Here is an 18677-nt window from a genome sequence, read left to right as displayed (position 1 = left end):
AGCCAACGTGTTCTTAACTGAGTACAATTAAGTGGTAGGAAAACAATAAGGAGGCTAATTTGTTTTGCTTAACATAAATTATCCCGTTTCTTTAGATGCGTTGAAAAAGTTAAAAAATGGAGACAATGTTTTGTATACGGGAAAAATTATATTTGTTACCCCTGAGGCTCTAAAAAGGTTTGAAAAGTATTATCAATTGGAAGGGGTTCCTTTATACAAATTTGTCGGGGAATTTGTCACTTGTGGAACTTTTAATTTAGCCCACGGTGAGATAAAAAGTATCAATATCACAGAAATATCTGATTATTTTGATTTTCTGTTTGAAGGAGGAGCCAATTCTTTAATAGTAGATAAGTTGACTACCAAAACATTAAATCAACTAAAAAAATACAATAGGCCGATTTTTAAAACACTTTCTAAAACGATTAGTTTTTTTGATCCAAAACTCCTTTTTTATAAAGATATTAAAAATGGCGGGATTATAGAAGTTTGGACTAAAAGACTCCCTATAGAAGTGTTAGCTTTTGATGAAAAGGAGCAGATAAGAGATATAAACAATGCCTAATTTTAAAACTCACATATTAAGCGGTATTTTTGGATTTCCTGTATTTTTTTTAGTGTTCAATTTTGTTTATAGTCATTTGTTTTACGAGGTTTATTATGTTTCCAGTGAAATCGTGATTTCCTATTTTCTCTTTGTTGTTGGGAGTGATTTCCCAGATATTGACCACCAAAACTCTTTTATAAACAGATTATTGAGGTTGTTTTTAATTTTTGGAAGTGTGTACTATCTCTTTGAATACGATTTCTTATATAAAGAGTATCTACCTTTTCCTTATAACCTTTCGAATTTTATTTTGATAGTTATAGGGACTTTAGTTGGATTACTTTTAGGAATAATTTTTAACAAACTATCCAAACATAGAGGATTGTGGCATTCATTTTTAACGGGTGGTATACTCTCTTTCCTTATTTACTTACTTAATTTAAAATATAGAACCCCTATAAACATACTTTACAGTTTGAGTTATTTTGTAGGTTTCTCATTGCATATTATTTTAGATAAGGATTTTAAAACAAAATAGGCAAACAGATATTCATCATTGACCTATTTTGTTTTTTTGCTTTTCTAAATTTTCAACCGCTAAAGGTTTTTGAAGATAAAGAGGTTCCAAGTTTTTTATTTTTACTCTCTTTCCTTTGATAACTTCTTCAATTAGAGACTTTTCATCAATGTTTGAATAAAGTACTTCATTTTCCAGTTTGTATTTGTTTTTAAAATATTCTGCTTCTTCATTTATTAAAATACAATTGTTCATAGAATCTTTAAAAAACTCTTCAAAGACCATTTGAGGACCAAAGATTCTTTCCCCATTTTCGTATATAGATGCATACGCAGCATTTTCTCTGGCTCTTTTCAGGACAGCCAACTTCTTTTTCTTAAGGTCGGGATTGTTATTCACGGCGGAACGGTACAAAACATCAGAAGAGAAAAAGGTATAAACTTCTTTTTCCGGGTTATCTATTAAAAGACCTTGTAAAGTAGAAATAGCTACCCTGATCCCAGTGAACGATCCGGGACCTATATCTATACCAAATTCGTCTATATTTTTTAAATTTGTTTTTGATTCTTCTGCCACTTCTTTGATAGCGTTAGCAAGGTAATTCCCGGATTTATTCTCAGTCAAAGTCTTTGTATAAATATTATTCTTCTCATCTTTTAATGCAACGAGTATATTTTTTAGAGTAGTTGAAATTATTAAAAAATTCAACTTATTCACCATCCTTTGCTTTGTCTTTTAATTTTAAGGCGGTCTTATAAGCATTGATTGAAGCGTTATACTTCCCTGCAACTTCATATGATTTTGCCAAAATTAGAAATGCCTTATAATCTTCTGGATTTTTTAAAATGAGTTTTTCCGCCAAGTGCGTGGCAAACTTACCTAATTTCAATGTACATAAAAAGTTGATTTTTGAATACGAGGGGTACAATTCAAAATACAAGAAAATTATAATAAAGGCTCCTAAAATAGAAAGCAAAAAATAAACGAAGAGTGTCCTTCTTGATGCTTCTTGTGAGTCTGTTGGTTGTTCTACCAAAGTTGATGTAACACTTTCTGACACAGTAGGTAGGTTTTCTATTCTCGTAATATGCATTTGCAGTTTCAAAATCTCGGCATTTATTTGTTCGCTGAAAGAGAATGCCAAGTTTTCAAAGTTTTCATCAACGACAGGTACTTTTTCTTGTATATTTTCTAATTTAGAATTCAAAGCTTTTAATAACGGCAAAAATATGTTGTAAAGTAAATTTTTTTCAATAGTGAGATTTTTTAAATCCTCTCCAACTTTGTACACTTCAGATATAAAAAATGAAAGTTCTTGTTTTTCGACAAAGAAAACCTGGTCGTTTAATGAAGTTAACCTCTGTTTTAGATCAAAATAATTTTTAAGTTGAGAATATGTTACTATAGATTCATTTATGGAGTTGTGTTTGTTTAAAAATGTCAGTAATTTATATGCTCCTAGGTACTTATCTTCATCGACTAGATATTTAGATTCAGAAATAAACTTTTCAAACAAGATATAATTATTAGCTGGTACAAAAACTTCAATAAACTTTTCAACATCTTCATCGAAATAAATTGGCGAAGAAAGAGAATTACTTATAGTTGTGTTGATAAAGGTTTCGTAAGAATTTACCTGCAAATGTTCTTTCAATCCTTCTAATTTATACAAATATTTATAATAAGATTCCTCAAAATTGCCGGTATTAAATATTTCATTCAAAAGGGGGACAATTTCAGGAAAGATGAATAAAATTTTATTGGTATCATCCTCTGGAATGGAAAAATTGGTGCCTAATACTCCCAAGTTAATACAAAAATTTTTTAGATCTTCAGAAATAATAAAGTTGGCAAAGTTATAATTTCTATATTTATTAAACAAAGAGATTTTAGCTGATATTAATGAACCTGTTTCAGTAATTTTAGCATCACTGGGATTTTCTATAATATACTCTAAAAAATATTCCCATGACAATTCCAGAGTTGCGGGGTTTTTTGAAAGATTTTCTATTTCTTCAAGGGTTAAAGCCCATGAAAAAATAGATAGAGTAAGAAGAAAGATTATCAATAATATATTTTTCATCAAAATTACACCCCTTCTAATTAGACTCATCCAGTCTTCAATATTATACAACAATTTAGCTTTTTTGAATCTTTACAAATCTTTCTTTAATATTTTAGTACTAATAATGTATAATATTTATAAAGAAAAAAAATAAGAGAAGGGAGAAATTTAATATGGAGAGTAAATGGAAGGTTTTTTGGGACCCAAAAGCTTCTTATTATCAACAAAAAGATAAAGTTGCAAAAACCTTGTCTAGTGCTTTGGGGATTTCCGACTTTTTGGCAAAGTTATTAGTATCTAGAAATATCGAAACACCAGAAGAAGGAGATAAATTTTTAAACCATTTGGAATTGGAAAGTTATGACCCTTATTTGATGAAGGATATGTCAAAGGCCGTAGAAATTCTCAAACAAATCAAAGAAAGAAAAGAAAAAGTGGCGATCTTCGGTGATTACGATGTTGATGGGGTAACTGCAACTTCTGTTTTGTATCTTGGCTTAAAAAAATTAGGTTACGATGTAACTTCTTACATTCCATCTAGAATAGAAGAAGGTTACAGTCTAAACGTTAAGGCTATCTCAGAGTTAAAAGGCAAAAATTATAATAATATTATTACTGTTGATTGTGGTACAACCTCAATACAAGAAATTGAGTATGCAAAAACTCTTGGAATGAAAGTTATAGTTACCGATCATCATTTACCACAAGAAAATCTCCCAAAAGCTGATGCAATATTGAATCCAAAAAGGGAAGACGATAAATATCCTTTCAAAGATCTGGCAGGAGTAGGCGTAACTTTTAAATTGTTACAAGCCTTATACAAAAGTTACGATAATTCTTTAGACCCCTTTGAATATATAGATCTTGTGGCAGTAGGTACTATTGCTGACATAGTATCAATAACTTCGGAAAATCGATACTTGGTTAAGATGGGATTAAATAAATTAAAATCCAATCCAACGAAAGGCTTGAAATATTTGCTCGATGAATTGAAGATAGTCGATTCTGAGATAAATTCGCGCACCATCACTTTTAAAGTTGCTCCTAAGATAAACGCTGCTGGAAGAATGTCAGACGCACGGTCTGCGTTTAGTCTGTTGATCGAGAAAGATGAAGAAAAATTAAAAAAGGCGGTTTCAGAATTACTCCGGCTAAATTCAAAAAGACAAAGCACTGAAAAGGAAATCTATCTGTACTCTTTAAGCTTGTTAGATTTGTACCCTCAGCACAAAAAGGATCCGGTATTGGTGTTAAGTGGAGAAGACTGGCATATGGGAGTTCTTGGGATAGTGGCTTCCAAACTGTCAAATCAATTCAATAAACCCGTTTTGATGATATCAAAAAATCAAGAAATGGGTAAAGGTTCCGGAAGAAGTCCGCAGGGCATAGATTTAATGGAGCTCCTCCTCAAAGTCAATGAAAGAGGGATTTTTGAAGAGTTCGGCGGTCATAAGTTTGCTGCAGGTTTTTCCATTCTTTCTAAAAATATAGAAGCTTTGAGAAAGGAGATTAACGAGGTTTACAAAGAGTTATATGGAGATAAAAAATTAACTTCTCAAATTGATGTGGATATGGAGATAGAAGGAATATGGGAAACGATGTTTGAAGATATAAACAAGTTAGAACCTTTTGGTTATGGGAATCAAGAACCAGTTTTTTTGATAAGAAACGCTAAATTAGAAAACATCAGATTCTTTCGTAATGGTGCTCAAAGTTTTTCAGGAACGCTCAATAAAGATTCCTTAATCATAGATGTTTTAGGTTACGATTTGGGTTACAAATTAAGCGAGCTAACAGAGAATAGTAAAAAAGACCTATTTACAGATCTTGTGGGTACCTTTAGAATAGAGAACTCTTATAATTTAAAAAATAGTTATGTTAAATTTTACTTGCAAGATTTGATGGTTAATAAGGAAATACAACAAGATGAAACTGCAAAATGGAACTTTGCATCTAATATTCTTCATGATGAGTTGAACAAGATCATGAATGTAGAAATATTAAACGATAATTTAACTAGAAATAAGGTAGCGATGTTTCTTCCAAGTAAGATAAAAAACGATTCTTTACTGAAAAAGGTTCAGTTATCATTAGAAGAACATCAAAAGCTGATAATTGTTTCTGCAACAAACAGTTTGTTGGAACATATATATAAGATAATAAACACTTATTTTCCTGAGAATTTATTATATTTTGACAATCAATACACCCTTACGCCAGAACTTATATCTAATTATAGTGTGATATTCGTTACAGTACCCAAATTTATTAAAAATCGTGAATTACTTGATTCTATGCAAACTGAAATTATTATTGACGAACCATACTATTCATTATTTCATCCGGTAGTTAGAAAAGTGCCTGAATATCAGCAATTTAGAAAATATGCTCTTCAAAAGTCTAAAATTAGTATTTTTAGTTCTATTTACAGCGAAGAGCTAAAAGAATTTTTAAAAAGAGCAGGATTTAAAATCCTTATATCTTTCTCGAATAATAATAGTTTTGAAGTGGTTAGAGAAAGAAACAATATTCTGGGACTTTTGAAGGATTACACAAATGAAAGAAATGGAAAAATATTGGTTTTGAACGATTATGAGAGGCAAAAATCTTTAGTGAGACTGTTAGACGAAAAATTACAAGTTGATGAGAACGATATAAGGCTTTTCAACCATTCAATGAGTTTTAGGGAAAAACTTATTTCTAGAGAAAAATTTAAAAATGAAAAAGCTAATTTTTATATAACTTCTTTTTCTAACAACGGTATAGCGTTTGAGGTTAAACAATTTTCTCCAATTTTGATTATTGTGGATGTTCCAAAGACGGACATAGAGCTTTTAGACCTGGTTTCTACATGGATGAAAAAAACTCAAAGAACAACTATCATATTGGCTTACAATAATCGGTTCAAAGTTAAATTACTTTACGAGTATTCAAGAAAATATCCATCTTTCAAAGTATTAAAACTAGTCTATGATTTTATAGCCGACGGTCATTACAAAGTAGAGGAGATACAAAATTCTCTTTTGAAGGGTGATAAATCGTTATCAGAGACCGTTTTAAACGTGATGGAAGATGCAGGGTTGATAAAGGTGAATGAAGAAGAAGTAGAAATATTGAATAATTTTAATCTAAAGGATTTACGTGAAAGTTCCAATTTTAAGGAAAATATATTAGATAATTGGATATTGAAAAATTCCATAAATTTCTATGAAAATTTAGACACAAGAGAATTAATTGAGTTCTTGAAAGGTAATCCTAAAGAAGGAGCAAGAAGTTTATAAAATGAGTAAAAATTTGAGAACAACGTTAGATCTTGATTTGGTTTTGCTAAATGAAAATTATCAAATAATAGAAATAAAAGAGATGTTAACGAAGAACGGCGTTTTTTGTAAGATCTTTCCTCCCCCAAAAACTGTGTTACAAGCGTGTGCGCCAGTCTTATGCCTTTCCTCTAAAGATAAAGAAAAAGCCATTTTTATATTAGATAAAAATGGAGTTAAATATGATTTAGTCAAATTGGAGAAAGATATCGTATGGGAACTTTTAAAAACTTAAAAATATATGGAATCGATTATGGGACGAGTAATTGTGGGATAGCTATTTTAAAACAAGATGTAAATATTCCATTGCCAAAAGAGACAATAAAGTCTGAAAAACTCTTAGAATTCTTGGTTTCATTGGATTTAAGCCACGACGATTTAATCGTGTTTGGATTACCAATTTCCATGTCTGGGAGATATTCAAAACAGAGTTTTTTGAGTATAGATGAAGCCATAAGGGTAAAAGAAAGAATAGGATGCAAAATTTACTTTGTAGATGAAAGATTGACCACTTCCTCTTTGTATAGCGAGGTTAGAGGAGAAGTTAGTTATAAAAAAGTAAAAAGGACCAAAGACCAGAATAGTAGTGTACTCATTCTATCCAATTTTATTCAGAGCCCTGAAAATGCCATTGCCTTAGTAGAAAAAGAAGTTTATAATCTAAAAAAAGATTTTTCATGTTACAAAGATATTTTGATCTGGGATGTTCCTATTAATAATGAGTTGGAAAATTTTTCTATCTTTGCCAAAGACCCTTGGATATTTTGGTACTACTACAAAAAAGGGTACGAAAGTACCACTTTGATATCAGACCTAAAAGATTATTATGATTTAATCATAACATCTAAAGAAAACAGAGAGAAAATTCAATTGAATATTAATTGTAAGGAATTAATGTGCCTGTAGCCTAACGGATAAAGCGTTGGACTCCGGATCCAAAGATGCGGGTTCGACTCCCGCCAGGCACATTTTGCAGATTTATGCAAAACGGTTTTTATAATAAGCTTTGATTTTGAATTAGGGGGTTTTTAATGGGCGAAAACCCTTAATGTAAAATGACGAAAGAGTTTCTAAAATCCCTTTAAAGAAAAAACAGGAGGTTAATTATGGCAAAATCTGATTTAGGAATAGATTTAGGAACCGCAACCTTTGTAGTATATCAACGTGGTCAAGGGATTATCCTTGAAGAACCTTCAGTGGTAGCAGTTGATAAAATTAAAAAAAAGTTGTTAGCAATTGGAAAAGAAGCAAAAGATATGGTTGGGAAAACTCCCAGTCAAATACAAATTATTAGGCCTGTACAAGATGGGGTTATTACGGATCCCAGCATCATAGAGGAAGTGTTGAGATATTTCGTCAAAAAAGCCAAATCTAAAGGCTTTAATATGTACAAACCACGATTAATCATAGGGATACCTGCTTTAACTACAGACGTTGAAAGAAGGGCGGTTAAAGAGGCGGGGAGTAGGATTGGAGCTTCTAAAGTATTTCTTATAAGCGAACCTTTAGCCGCCGCTATAGGCAGTGGAATAGATATAACAGAACCTAACGGACACATGGTCATTGATATAGGAGGGGGTACAACCGACTTAGCAATTTTGAGTTTAGGAGGTTGTGTCATAAGTGAAACGATAAAAGTTGCAGGTGAAGCCATGGATCAAGAAATAATTAAATATACTAAAAGAAGATATAAATTCTTGATCGGTGAAACTACCGCTGAAAGGTTAAAAATCGACATAGGCAAGGCTTTTTCTCAAGAAGAAAATCTTGAAATGGAAGTTAAAGGTCAGAATATCAAAACAGGACTTCCTTCTAATTTAAAACTAACTTCGGACGATATTTTCTATGCAATCAAACCAATATTGAATGAAATAATTAATAAAATAAAAAATATTTTAGAAAAAACTCCTCCAGAATTAGCTGCGGATATAATGCAAAATGGACTTATAGTAGTAGGAGGAGTAGCAAGACTAAGAGGATTGGATAAATTAATATCAGAGCAAACTGGCGTAAGAACGTACATTCCGGAAGATCCTCATCTTGTTTGTGCAAAAGGTACAGGAATTTTGTTAGAAGACATAGAATTATTAAACAAAGTACAAGTAAATTAGAAACATCCACCACAGGGGGAAATAAAATGAGAGGAATATACAATGCAACGGCTGGTATGCTCAACTCTTTTGCTGAATTGAACTCTATTTCCAACAATTTGGCTAATCTTAACACAGTAGGTTACAAAAAGGATTTTAACCTATTTAAAAGTGTATACGAAAAAGAGATTAGATCATATCAAAATGCACAGGGAAAAGGCGAACCGATAGGAAACATTTATAGTTCGGTTGTTTTGGACGATGTAATTCCAAATCTCGAACAAGGATCTTTACTTGAAACAAACGGAAAGTTAGATTTTGCAATAGAAGGCGATGGATTTTTTAAAATAGAGAGAAACGGTAACTACTTTTACACACGAAATGGCGAATTTTCTCTAAGTCCTGAAAATTACCTTGTCACAAAAAGTGGTGATTACGTATTAGATGAAGAAAATAACCCCATAGTTGTAAATCCGGATAATTTTTTTGTGGATGAAGAGGGTAATATATCAGGGACAAACACAAGATTAAACGTCCTAAATGTAGAGAATTTGAATAAATATGGTGAAAATTATTTCACAGGAGAAGAGATAGGACAAGCAGATAACTTCTATATGAGACAAGGGTTTCTAGAGGGTTCAAACGTTGATGCTTTAAATGAGATGATTAAGATGATCGAAGCAAATAGGAAGTTTGATATACTACAAAAAGCAGTATCAACAGGGGATTCACTCAACGCAAAGCTCATTGAAATAACTTCAAACTTTTAGCTAATTTAGATAATTATAAAGATTTTTAAATGGAGGGGTAAATTATGTTAGTGTCTTTGTATAATGCTGCAACTGGTATGAATGCGGAACAAAGAAAGTTAGATATCATTTCAAACAATTTAGCGAATGTGGATACAACAGGATATAAAAAACAAAGAGCTGAATTTCAAGATTTGTTATATTCCTCTGTAAAAGAAGCAGGTACTCCAACTGCTCAAGGTTCAACCTTACCAACAGGTCTTTATGTAGGTCACGGCACACGTTTGGCTGCAACAACACGGATCTTCACATTAGGAAACATAGAGCCAACAGACAATTCTACCGATATAGCGATCATGGGAGATGGATTTTTTCAGGTTCAGATGCAAGATGGAAGTATAGCCTATACTAGAGATGGTTCTTTTAAATTGGATGCCAACGGTAGACTTACTACCAGTGATGGATTGATGGTTATTCCAAATATAGTGATTCCTCAAAATTCTGTGGGAATAAACGTTTCTCCGGATGGAATAGTGAGTGTTTCTTTGGGAGATGGAACGATTCAAAATGTAGGGAATCTCACCACTGTTAGATTTTTAAACCCTGGAGGGTTAAAACCCATAGGTAATAACTTATATTCTGAAACGCCTGCTTCCGGTAATCCAACGGAAGGGATACCTGGGCAGGATGGATTTGGAGCTTTACAACAAGGTTATTTAGAAAAGTCTAACGTCGATGTCGTTAAAGAAATGGTAGATATGATAGTTGCACAAAGAGCTTACGATATTAATTCTAAAACTATCACAACCGCTGATGAAATGTTAAGAACAGTTTCAAATGTTAAGAGATAAACCGTAATCTCCCTTGAGTATTTTTGATGGTAGTTGTTAAATGACAGGGAGTTGATGACTTTGACACGATTAATCAAAATTATATTTTTTTCTGTGATGTTGTTTGCATCATCAATTGTTTTTTCGAGCATAGTTTTTACAATTCCGGCAGTTATATTCAGTGAAGATTGGATTTTTTCTCTCAAAGATATATTCCCAGAAATGAAGTCAGATAGGACTATCTCTTATATAGTTAATGATAAGATAATTTATTCTGAAATAGAGCTTTCAAAAATTTTGTACGGTTTAATGAGTAGTTATTACAGCGATTTTGAACTAGTTTTTGAAGAAAGTACGGTTACGGTTGTATACAAAAACGATCAAAAAGACCTAGATGTTAATTACATTGATTTAGAAAGTTTTTTACAGCAAAAGATAAAAGAGTACGACAATTCTTTGACTGTGAATAGTATTGATCTAAAGGTTCTTCCTGAAAAGGTTTTATCAGCAGAAGTGATAAAGATCTTTCAAAGCTACGATAAGTTGTATTTAAGCTTGAACATTAAAGACGATAAAAACAATCAAAAGGTACTTACAGTTATTGCCAATGTATCAAAATATGAAGAAGTGCTTGTATATTCCAAAGATTTAACCAGAGGAACAATGTTGAATGAAGAATTAACAGAACCAGCTACTAAAAACGTTCTAACCATCAACAATAAACCTGTAGATGTAGAATTGTTAAGATCTGGAAGTTATGAATTAACAAAAGATGTAAAAAAAGGTGAAATAGTAGATTCAACTTATTTGAAGCGTATACCTGATGTTAAAGCTGGAGACATTGTAACGGTTTTGGTAGAATTTGAGGGCATAAAGGTTTCTACTTTGGCAAGGGCTATGACAAATGCGAATTTTGGAGATACTTTGAGCGTTAGGAATGTTGAAAGCGGAAACATAATAACTGGTAAACTAAAGGAAGGTCCTATACTTCTTGTTAGTTTAGGAGGTTTGTAAGAATGACTAATAAAAAGTTTTCAAAAGTTTTTATTTTTTTCTTGATTTTTTTATTTTTAACTAGTTTTGGTTTCTCTGAGTCATTGTGGAATAAAAATGATGAAGAAGGTAATTCTATTTACAACTATAACCAGGATTTTGGAGTAGGAGATGTTGTAACCATCGTTGTTTCAGAAAATCCTTCCCTCTCTTTATCGGAAAATATGCCTGATTATAAAAAGGCGTCTGTTGATACGGTTAACTCAGTAGTAAATAAAATGGGAGGGGTAGATTTATCTAATTTTTTACCTATTGGGGCTGGAGATCCAACGCAGGTTAGTGTACAAAACAATCAAAAAAGTTCTTCTTCTTCTGCAGAGGTCCAACTATTTGTATCTGGTATAATTCAAGAAAAAGACCAAAATGGACTTTTAAAAATTAGAGGAGAAAAGGAAATTAAGGTGGGGAATAACAGGAATACTATGATTGTTGAAGGTTATGTTTCTCCCAAAAACATAGCAAAAGACGGAACTATTTTTTCTTCTAGTTTAGCTAATGCAAAGATTTGGTACGATGGAGATATAGTTTTCCAACAGGATCCTAACGAACCGTCATGGTTAACTTCTATACTTTCAGGAATAGCAAATATATTTTTTTAGAAGGGAGTCAAAATGAGAAAAAATTTATTTGTCACCTTTTTATTAATTTTAATTATAAGTGGTTATGCCTTTGCTGGAGTTAGAGTAAAAGATATCTCGAATTTCAGAGGTGCAAGGGACAATCAATTATTTGGAATCGGTTTAGTTACAGGTTTAGATGGTACAGGAGATTCGGGGGATGTACCCTCTGAGATGATAAATAATATGCTGACCAACTTTAACATCAATCTTACCTCTTATGTTGAAACAGAAAACACCGCCCTTGTTATGGTTTTCGCTGATATACCTTCTTTTTACAAGGAAGGTATGAGATTAGACGTTACTGTAGCTGCCATAGGAGATTCTGATTCAATTGAAAATGGAGTCTTAATGCAAACGCCTCTTTATGGTGCTGATAATAGAGTTTATGCTGTTGCACAAGGTAATGTTTTAACTGGTGGAGCCAATGTTCGTTCATCATCTAACCTGCAAGAAAGATACAAAGTTGTTGGTTATATCCCTGAAGGGGCTATTATAGAGAGAGAAATTCCTGCTCGGATTGTAGATGAAGACACGGTGACTATCAACTTGAAACAACCAGATTTTACAACATCGGCGAGGGTTGCTAACGCAATAAATTCAACTTTTTCATTAAAAATTGCAAAAGCTCTTGATCCCTCTTCAATTAAAGTAGAAGTTCCAAAATATTTTGAAGATGATATTATATCTTTTTTGGCTTTAATTGAAGAGATAGAGGTTACTCCCGATGTAAAAGCTAAGATAGTGATCAATGAAAGAACGGGCACAATAGTTCTTGGAGGAGATGTCGGAATGGCTGATTTCACTGTTAGTTATGGTAACTTCAGTGTAAGTGTTGAAAACGGCAAAATAAGTGGTAAACCTGCAACGGTTGCGAACCTGATTACAGCTTTAAAAACGGCTGGAGCAACACCTCAAGATATAATTGCAATTATTCAAAGTGCTAAAACTTACCTATATGCCGACTTGGTGGTGATGTAAATGACTAACGTAATTGGACCAGCATTTAATGTATCTGGTATAAATTATAATAAAATAGGTATGAGAGAAGCAACTGAAGCTTTCGTGTCGGACATCTTTGCAAAGATATTGAACTCTGCACAAGATGATGAACTATTTAAAGAGAATAAATTAATTCCAGAATCAAATGCAGAAAAGTGGATTAAAGAATGGATAAATGTTGAATATGCTAATCTATTGACTCAACAAAGCTTAAAACCCTTGGTTAATCAAATTGTTAGTTCATTTCCTCCAGAACGTTAAAATTATTTTTCATTTTTTGTGCAAGAATTATTTCCTCTTGTTCTAAAACACCTTCTGATATTTCTTCTTTGAAGACCGACTTAAAACCTATTTCAAAAGCTCTGGCAATCTCCATCTTTGAAATAGGTTTTTTTAAAATTGTTTCTAAATCGATGGTTGAACTAATTAAATGCCGTTTTATCCAATCAGTATGAGAGTATTTAAAAGAGTTGATGTAAGTTTCATAGTCATGCTTAATTGGAATTGAACCATGTTGAAGAATGAAAGTTGCCGTTCTGTATTGTGCGCTTCCAATTAGTTTCTTTCCATTAACTTTCACTTCATAAAATGAGGGTGCATCATAGCAAAGATCTTTAGTTACACCTTCTTTTTTTGAACTTTCAAGATCCGCTTCAATTCCTAATTCGTGTAATGATCTTATTAGAGCTTGAGAGATTTTTAAGTAGCTTGCAAGTAGATTATTTGGTAAGTTTTCGTAGTTAATATAGGTTGAAAAAGAATAGGTTATTTCATTATTGTGTAAAACCGCCCTACCACCTGAGGGCCTTCTTACAACAGAGATATTGTTACTTTTTATAAACTCCCAGTTTAGGTTGCCTGTTTTTTGATGTTTTCCAAGGGATAAGGTGGGAACTTTCCATTGGTAGATCCTTAATGTAGAAATTTTTCTTATTGCACTGAGTTTGGCTATTGATATGTCTAATGCCATATTCATAGAACCTTCATAAGGCTTATCAACAATAATTTTGATCATTTCGTTTCTCCTAAAGGGAATTTTTTTGGAATACCTACTTGCCTTGGATAGTTTTGAGAGGTAGTTCCAATTTTTTTAAAAAGTATAAAATACCTTTTCTTCTTGTCTTCTCCGATTTCGTATTCAATTTCTTTAAACTCTGCAATATTTAACTTGTTCAACACGTTTTGTGTATATTTTTTCTCATTTTTGAAGTAAGATGGGCCTTTGAATAGGGATATATAGCTATTTACTTTCACAAGTGGGGTCAAATATTCTAATGCGATATCACTTCTGGCTAACGCTTTACATGTTGCAAAGTCAAAATATTCTCGATGGGTTTTTGCGAAATCCTCTGCTCTTTCACAGAACAAATAAACGTTAGTTAATTTTAACTCTTTTATAAAAGTTTTCAAAGCTTCTACCTTTTTTGATACGCTATCTACTAGATAAAACTCTTTTTCTGGGAAGTATATAGCCCATACTAAACCAGGTATACCTCCTCCGGTTCCTATATCTATAATTTTTTTTGAATTTAAAAAGCTGTCTTCTGCCTCAATAGGAATTATACTGTCTAAAATTAGGTTTTCAAAGGCATCCTTTTCGTTTTCATAGGCAGTCAAATTTACTGGATAGTTAATCAGCATATCAATGTATTTATTAATTTTTTGGACCTTTTCATCCGATTCTTTCATTGACAAAGAGCTCCTTATATGTTATAATTCCTGTGGGTTGGACATTTTATTCATATTGTTTTGGAGACGTAGCCTAATTGGCTAAGGCGTCGGTCTTGAAAACCGATGGGGTTACACCCCGTGTGGGTTCGAGTCCCACCGTCTCCGCCATTCTTAAACTTAAAAAACCGCCTTTTGGCGGTTTTTACTATACTTATCTATATCTTACCGAACCTGTCAAACGGGTAAATTCTTAAAAAAGTTGTTCCAATAATATTCTCAACAGGAACAAATCCAAAAAAGCGGCTATCTTGACTTTCCAATGTGTTATCACCCATGAAGAAATAGTATCCTTCTGGAATTTTTATATTTACAAGGCCTTCTTCATCTTTGAATATTAAGGAAGGTAAATCCAATTTTGAAAGTTCATTTTCATAAAAATCGGTAAATAAGAGTGTATCTCTCATTTCTCTGTACCATTCAATAGTGGGTTTAGCTGGTATCAACCTACCCGTGAAGTTATCCTTATACATAAAAAATAAATCAGATGTAGCAATTTCATAACGGTATTGATCGGGATAGGCTATATAATCAAAAAATTTAGGATCCTCAAATATTGCATCTCTTAAATAATAAATATTTTCAAATTCAGGTAGTATTTCTCCGTTTATTTCTAGTTTTGAAACCTTGTTTTTTATCTGGGTTGGGATATAATCTACACTTTCATAATAATCAATAATAAAATCTAACCATTCGGGAGTACTTTGAATTTCTCCGTTTTTAATATCTTCCCAAAACGTTTCTTCAACCGGTACCAGTCTTAAGGTATCCCCCGGTTTCCCTACCAATCTCTTAACGTATTTTACATGGCCCTCAAATTGTGCTGGAGCAAAAAAATCCATAAACCTATCAAAAGTACGTAACTGTTGTTGGGCCCTAATGTCCACAAAAGGTGTCCAAAAGACCACTATCGAGCCTCTATTTGGTTCGGCAAATTCATAAGTAACTTTTTCTACAAACAACCTGTCGTATACTTGAATTGTTGGAACCATAGAAGGTGTTGGAACCATCATTGTTTCAAATACGTACAGTCTGATAATTGTTCCAAATATCAATGCATATATTATGGCGTAAATCCAATCTAAGGTCTCATCTTTAATTTTCTTCTTAGTAGCCTCTTTCAAAAGGCTCAATCCTTCCTCTCTTTGATCCTTATCTTCCCTTTAACATCCCTCAGGTAATAAAGTTTAGCCCTTCTAACTTTACCTTTTTTCAGTACTTCTATGCTGCTTATTGATGGGGAATGAAATGGAAAGATTCTTTCAACACCTACTCTATCTGCTCCCATTTTCCTAACAGTGAAAGAACGTCCTAGGCCAGCGCCTCTTATTTTTATTACTAGTCCTTCAAAGGGTTGGATTCTTTCTCTTTTCTTTTCACCTTCCCCTTCAACAACTTTCACGTTGACTCTTACAGTATCTCCCGGCCTAATTTCAGGGATATCTTCTTTTTTATAATTTGTTTCTACTGCATTTATGATTTTGTCCATTTTTAAAACCTCCCAAATATTATTTTTCATAGTGACTTTACATCGTTTGCGTAGCAAACGAGATTTTGGAAAACATTTCTAAAGCAGCACATCATTTGTTCCACAAATGAGAATATGGAAATTGTTTCTAAAGCATTTTAAAGAAACATTTTGCACAAAGCTGCAAAACCACATTCTCTACAACAGAAGAGTCTAGAAATCAAACAATTTCACCTATTAATCTATCAAGCGTTATAGCAACCGCTGCTCTCACAGAAAGATGATTGAACTCTCCATTAGCTCTAATAGGTTCTAAATCGTAATCACAAATTTCTCTAATCTCTTCTGGCATTCCCCAACCGGTTCCAAAAAGAATTAAAAAGGGATGGTCAGAATTTTTTATCTTATTCTTTAGTTCCTCGAAAGAAACTACATTATTTCTTGCTTTAGCAGAAGTGAAAACTATCTTTGGTCGTTCTCCTTCATTTTTTTCTATTTCTTCGATAACGTCCTCCAGGTAATTTTTTATTTTAAATATTTCAAGCGCTTCTTTTCTGTTGGGATTAAATTCTCCTCCATATCCGTTGAGCCAGTAATCTAAAACTTTTTCTACAATCTTTCGTTGAGCAGGCAAGTTAGTAACTAAGAAATAGTTTTTAACATTATAAGTTTTACAGGTTCTTGAAATATCGTGAACATCAAAATTTGTAACGGCTGTTGAAACAATACTTCCGTCTTTTTTTAGAATAGGATAGTGAATTAAGGCCACATATAGTTTATCAAACATCTTTGGACTCCTTAAAATTATCAGGGTTTTTGTTAAACATTTCTTGAATAATCTCTACTAAAATCTTTTTTTCTTCTTCATCTAATTCTTTCTTTATAAATAGATCTGGCCTCTTCAATATCGTTTTTAACAAACTGTCTTTTTTTCTAAAGATTCTAATACGTTCATGATCCCCACTTAACAGAATTTCCGGCACTTGCATCCCTCTAAAATTCTGAGGTTTGGTGTAGTGTGAATAATCTAAAAGCCCATTGTAAAAGGAATCGTTTTCCACGCTTGTTTTTGAACCTATTACTCCGGGCAAAAATCTTAAAAGAGTTTCAATAATAACCATGGTAGGGATTTCACCGCCGGTTAAAACATAATCTCCTATTGAAACTTCTTTGTCAACGATCTTTCTAACCCTTTCATCTATTCCTTCGTATCTTCCACAGAAAAAAACTAATTCCTCTTTTTTTGCTAACTCAAAAGCTAAATCGTTATTAAATACTTCGCCTTGGGGAGAAGGTAAAACTACATAAGGTTTGTGGTTCTTAGATAGTATGTATTCATCGTAAAAACGATAAAAAGGTTCTGCCAGCATAACCATTCCATTTTCTCCACCGTAACCAGGTTTATCAGTTACTTTGTGTTTATCGGTTGTGTAATCTCTTAAATTGAGTATATCTATTTCAACTAATTTTTTTTCTATAGCTTTTTTGATTACTCCATAGTTTCTTATTATATCAAACATACCGGGGAAAATAGTCAAAACACGAATTTTAATCCGCTTGATTTGTTCCATTTTCGTACCACTCTATCTTTTTTACTATAATACTTTTATCCTCTTTTTTTAACTCAACAATGTAATGATCTGTCATTGGTATGAGAACTTCTTTATCATCTTCAAGGTTTTTTATAGAAATAACGTCGTTTGCACCTGTTTGAATTATTTCTTCTACTTTTCCAACGTATTCCCCATCTTCATAGTACACCTCAGAATCTAAAATCTCATACCAGTAATATTCCTCACTATTAAGAGAAGGAAGATCTTTCTTATCGATAAAAACTTCATACCCTATCATTTTTTTAGCTTCGTCCATGTCCTTTATTCCACGTAAGTTCAATACAAAAAATTTATTTAATGGTTTAACTTGTAGTACCTTACTAAAGAAGAAATTTCTGGTTGAGGTGTTGTATAAAAGAACTTCTTCTAAGTTCGTTATCACATCTTTTACGTTGGTAAAAGGTACTATTTTTACTTCTCCGTGCACTCCATGGCTATTAACAATTTTTGCCACAGAGATTTTGTTGTCCAAAAGATTGGATAAACTGTTCAATTCACTCACCTGATTACTTTTAAAATAAATTTCTTTTCAGGGTCTTTTTTTGCTGCGTTTAAAAGAATATTTATGGATTTAATAGTCCTGCCGTCTTTTCCAATTATTTGACCTACATCTTCAGAATTTGCGTATATTTCAAATATTACATTTTGTTCCTCAGTGGACTCTACTATCTTTATCTCATCGGGATGTTTAACAATGTTGTTCAAAATGTCTAAAAGCAGATTTTTCATTCTTTCAATTCTTCTCCTTCTGGTTCAACAATTTCATTATATTCTTTGACGTCCTTTTCTTTTCTGGATCGAAATTTTATTTCATCATATCTTTTCATAACACCCATTTTTCTAAGAATTCTTCTTGCTGTGTCTGTGGGTTGAGCACCTTTTAAAAGCCAATCTAAAGCCTTGTCTTCATCGACTTTGTACTGGTTTGAGTTATTTAGAGGATCATAGTATCCTATTGATTCTATATATTTTCCGCTCCTTTTGTTTCTTGAGTCTACGATAACTATTCTGTAAAACGGTTGATGTCTCCTTCCCATCCTGTTCAATCTGATTTTTACCATTAATACACCTCCATATA

General features: G+C 32.5%; 23 protein-coding genes and 2 tRNA genes. 14 read left to right on the top strand and 11 right to left on the bottom strand.

What is annotated here, in order from left to right:
• The first annotated feature begins 64 nt into the window (after positions 1-64).
• The gene (locus X926_RS09885) at positions 65-565 is read left to right on the top strand and encodes a hypothetical protein (protein WP_012208191.1); all 501 of its coding nucleotides are present in this window, start codon (positions 65-67) and stop codon (positions 563-565) included.
• Entirely contained in the window at positions 558-1085 is a 528-nt protein-coding gene (locus X926_RS09880; protein WP_103065989.1) for a metal-dependent hydrolase, read from the top strand. The genes X926_RS09885 and X926_RS09880 overlap by 8 nt, the downstream gene beginning before the upstream one ends.
• Before the next feature lie 15 nt (positions 1086-1100).
• On the opposite strand, the gene tsaB is transcribed toward X926_RS09880, so the two are convergent.
• Positions 1101-1772 carry a tRNA (adenosine(37)-N6)-threonylcarbamoyltransferase complex dimerization subunit type 1 TsaB gene (gene tsaB / locus X926_RS09875; RefSeq protein WP_158245250.1) on the bottom strand — a complete coding sequence of 224 codons (672 nt, stop codon included), beginning with the start codon at positions 1770-1772 and terminating at the stop codon, positions 1101-1103.
• A 1-nt stretch (position 1773) separates the two neighbouring features.
• Entirely contained in the window at positions 1774-3147 is a 1374-nt protein-coding gene (locus X926_RS09870) for a hypothetical protein (RefSeq protein ID WP_103065987.1), read from the bottom strand.
• Positions 3148-3302: 155 nt separating this feature from the next.
• Between X926_RS09870 and recJ the strand changes: the two genes are divergently transcribed.
• From recJ to X926_RS09815, 11 genes are all read left to right on the top strand, one after another.
• Complete coding sequence (recJ, locus tag X926_RS09865; RefSeq protein ID WP_103065986.1) at positions 3303-6410, top strand: single-stranded-DNA-specific exonuclease RecJ; 3108 nt, start codon at positions 3303-3305, stop codon at positions 6408-6410.
• Between the two features lies 1 nt (position 6411).
• On the top strand, positions 6412-6684 hold the full coding sequence (locus X926_RS09860; RefSeq protein ID WP_103065985.1) for a putative Se/S carrier-like protein: 273 nt from the start codon (positions 6412-6414) through the stop codon (positions 6682-6684).
• Positions 6663-7355 (top strand): RuvX/YqgF family protein, encoded by a 693-nt coding sequence (locus X926_RS09855; RefSeq protein WP_103065984.1) that lies wholly within the window; start codon positions 6663-6665, stop codon positions 7353-7355. The genes X926_RS09860 and X926_RS09855 overlap by 22 nt, the downstream gene beginning before the upstream one ends.
• A tRNA-Arg gene (locus tag X926_RS09850) sits at positions 7346-7417 on the top strand. Before X926_RS09855 ends, X926_RS09850 begins: the two co-directional genes overlap by 10 nt.
• Positions 7418-7555: 138 nt before the next feature.
• On the top strand, positions 7556-8560 hold the full coding sequence (locus X926_RS09845) for a rod shape-determining protein (RefSeq protein WP_103065983.1): 1005 nt from the start codon (positions 7556-7558) through the stop codon (positions 8558-8560).
• A gap of 26 nt (positions 8561-8586) precedes the next feature.
• The gene (locus X926_RS09840; RefSeq protein WP_103065982.1) at positions 8587-9309 is read left to right on the top strand and encodes a flagellar hook-basal body protein; all 723 of its coding nucleotides are present in this window, start codon (positions 8587-8589) and stop codon (positions 9307-9309) included.
• Positions 9310-9353: 44 nt separating this feature from the next.
• Positions 9354-10139, top strand: coding sequence for a flagellar basal-body rod protein FlgG (flgG, locus tag X926_RS09835; protein ID WP_012208182.1), 786 nt, complete (start codon positions 9354-9356; stop codon positions 10137-10139).
• 60 nt (positions 10140-10199) lie between these two features.
• The gene (gene flgA / locus X926_RS09830) at positions 10200-11132 is read left to right on the top strand and encodes a flagellar basal body P-ring formation chaperone FlgA (protein ID WP_158245249.1); all 933 of its coding nucleotides are present in this window, start codon (positions 10200-10202) and stop codon (positions 11130-11132) included.
• Positions 11133-11134: 2 nt separating this feature from the next.
• Positions 11135-11770, top strand: coding sequence for a flagellar basal body L-ring protein FlgH (locus X926_RS09825; protein WP_103065980.1), 636 nt, complete (start codon positions 11135-11137; stop codon positions 11768-11770).
• Positions 11771-11782: 12 nt separating this feature from the next.
• Positions 11783-12769, top strand: coding sequence for a flagellar basal body P-ring protein FlgI (locus tag X926_RS09820; RefSeq protein ID WP_103065979.1), 987 nt, complete (start codon positions 11783-11785; stop codon positions 12767-12769).
• On the top strand, positions 12770-13051 hold the full coding sequence (locus X926_RS09815; protein ID WP_103065978.1) for a hypothetical protein: 282 nt from the start codon (positions 12770-12772) through the stop codon (positions 13049-13051).
• Here the strand turns inward: X926_RS09815 and X926_RS09810 are convergent.
• Positions 13026-13805, bottom strand: a complete 780-nt coding sequence (locus X926_RS09810; protein WP_103065977.1) for a biotin/lipoate A/B protein ligase family protein — start codon at positions 13803-13805, stop codon at positions 13026-13028. The genes X926_RS09815 and X926_RS09810 overlap by 26 nt on opposite strands.
• A complete protein-coding gene (rsmG, locus tag X926_RS09805) occupies positions 13802-14479 on the bottom strand; it encodes a 16S rRNA (guanine(527)-N(7))-methyltransferase RsmG (RefSeq protein ID WP_103065976.1) in 678 nt (225 codons plus the stop codon). The genes X926_RS09810 and rsmG overlap by 4 nt, the downstream gene beginning before the upstream one ends.
• Positions 14480-14541: 62 nt before the next feature.
• On the opposite strand from rsmG, the gene X926_RS09800 reads away from it, so the two are divergent.
• Positions 14542-14629: transfer RNA gene (locus X926_RS09800), tRNA-Ser, on the top strand.
• 47 nt (positions 14630-14676) lie between these two features.
• Here the strand turns inward: X926_RS09800 and lepB are convergent.
• From lepB to rpsP, 7 genes are all read right to left on the bottom strand, one after another.
• The gene (gene lepB, locus X926_RS09795; RefSeq protein ID WP_103066002.1) at positions 14677-15642 is read right to left on the bottom strand and encodes a signal peptidase I; all 966 of its coding nucleotides are present in this window, start codon (positions 15640-15642) and stop codon (positions 14677-14679) included.
• 5 nt (positions 15643-15647) lie between these two features.
• A complete protein-coding gene (gene rplS, locus X926_RS09790; protein ID WP_103065975.1) occupies positions 15648-16007 on the bottom strand; it encodes a 50S ribosomal protein L19 in 360 nt (119 codons plus the stop codon).
• A gap of 199 nt (positions 16008-16206) precedes the next feature.
• A complete protein-coding gene (locus X926_RS09785) occupies positions 16207-16773 on the bottom strand; it encodes an RNA methyltransferase (RefSeq protein WP_103065974.1) in 567 nt (188 codons plus the stop codon).
• The gene (gene trmD / locus X926_RS09780) at positions 16766-17557 is read right to left on the bottom strand and encodes a tRNA (guanosine(37)-N1)-methyltransferase TrmD (protein ID WP_103065973.1); all 792 of its coding nucleotides are present in this window, start codon (positions 17555-17557) and stop codon (positions 16766-16768) included. Before trmD ends, X926_RS09785 begins: the two co-directional genes overlap by 8 nt.
• Positions 17535-18092, bottom strand: coding sequence for a ribosome maturation factor RimM (gene rimM, locus X926_RS09775; protein ID WP_158245387.1), 558 nt, complete (start codon positions 18090-18092; stop codon positions 17535-17537). The genes trmD and rimM overlap by 23 nt, the downstream gene beginning before the upstream one ends.
• Positions 18093-18097: 5 nt before the next feature.
• On the bottom strand, positions 18098-18328 hold the full coding sequence (locus tag X926_RS09770) for a KH domain-containing protein (protein ID WP_103065971.1): 231 nt from the start codon (positions 18326-18328) through the stop codon (positions 18098-18100).
• On the bottom strand, positions 18325-18660 hold the full coding sequence (gene rpsP / locus X926_RS09765) for a 30S ribosomal protein S16 (protein ID WP_103065970.1): 336 nt from the start codon (positions 18658-18660) through the stop codon (positions 18325-18327). Before rpsP ends, X926_RS09770 begins: the two co-directional genes overlap by 4 nt.
• Between the last annotated feature and the right edge of the window lie 17 nt (positions 18661-18677).

Source organism: Petrotoga sp. HWHPT.55.6.3 (assembly GCF_002895495.1).
Taxonomy (GTDB): Bacteria; Thermotogota; Thermotogae; order Petrotogales; family Petrotogaceae; genus Petrotoga; species Petrotoga mobilis.
Note: the sequence above shows the minus strand (reverse complement) of the source record. Positions and strands in the feature narration are given on the sequence as shown.

Bases quoted from the DNA above. Each gene is read 5' to 3' on its own strand.
- X926_RS09880 (WP_103065989.1), top strand. From the start codon at position 558: ATGCCTAATTTTAAAACTCACATATTAAGCGGTATTTTTGGATTTCCT.
- X926_RS09870 (WP_103065987.1), bottom strand. From the start codon at position 3,147: ATGAAAAATATATTATTGATAATCTTTCTTCTTACTCTATCTATTTTT.
- recJ (WP_103065986.1), top strand. From the start codon at position 3,303: ATGGAGAGTAAATGGAAGGTTTTTTGGGACCCAAAAGCTTCTTATTAT.
- X926_RS09860 (WP_103065985.1), top strand. From the start codon at position 6,412: ATGAGTAAAAATTTGAGAACAACGTTAGATCTTGATTTGGTTTTGCTA.
- X926_RS09855 (WP_103065984.1), top strand. From the start codon at position 6,663: ATGGGAACTTTTAAAAACTTAAAAATATATGGAATCGATTATGGGACG.
- X926_RS09845 (WP_103065983.1), top strand. From the start codon at position 7,556: ATGGCAAAATCTGATTTAGGAATAGATTTAGGAACCGCAACCTTTGTA.
- X926_RS09840 (WP_103065982.1), top strand. From the start codon at position 8,587: ATGAGAGGAATATACAATGCAACGGCTGGTATGCTCAACTCTTTTGCT.
- flgG (WP_012208182.1), top strand. From the start codon at position 9,354: ATGTTAGTGTCTTTGTATAATGCTGCAACTGGTATGAATGCGGAACAA.
- X926_RS09825 (WP_103065980.1), top strand. From the start codon at position 11,135: ATGACTAATAAAAAGTTTTCAAAAGTTTTTATTTTTTTCTTGATTTTT.
- X926_RS09820 (WP_103065979.1), top strand. From the start codon at position 11,783: ATGAGAAAAAATTTATTTGTCACCTTTTTATTAATTTTAATTATAAGT.
- X926_RS09815 (WP_103065978.1), top strand. From the start codon at position 12,770: ATGACTAACGTAATTGGACCAGCATTTAATGTATCTGGTATAAATTAT.
- X926_RS09810 (WP_103065977.1), bottom strand. From the start codon at position 13,805: ATGATCAAAATTATTGTTGATAAGCCTTATGAAGGTTCTATGAATATG.
- rsmG (WP_103065976.1), bottom strand. From the start codon at position 14,479: ATGAAAGAATCGGATGAAAAGGTCCAAAAAATTAATAAATACATTGAT.
- rplS (WP_103065975.1), bottom strand. From the start codon at position 16,007: ATGGACAAAATCATAAATGCAGTAGAAACAAATTATAAAAAAGAAGAT.
- X926_RS09785 (WP_103065974.1), bottom strand. From the start codon at position 16,773: ATGTTTGATAAACTATATGTGGCCTTAATTCACTATCCTATTCTAAAA.
- trmD (WP_103065973.1), bottom strand. From the start codon at position 17,557: ATGGAACAAATCAAGCGGATTAAAATTCGTGTTTTGACTATTTTCCCC.
- X926_RS09770 (WP_103065971.1), bottom strand. From the start codon at position 18,328: ATGAAAAATCTGCTTTTAGACATTTTGAACAACATTGTTAAACATCCC.
- rpsP (WP_103065970.1), bottom strand. From the start codon at position 18,660: ATGGTAAAAATCAGATTGAACAGGATGGGAAGGAGACATCAACCGTTT.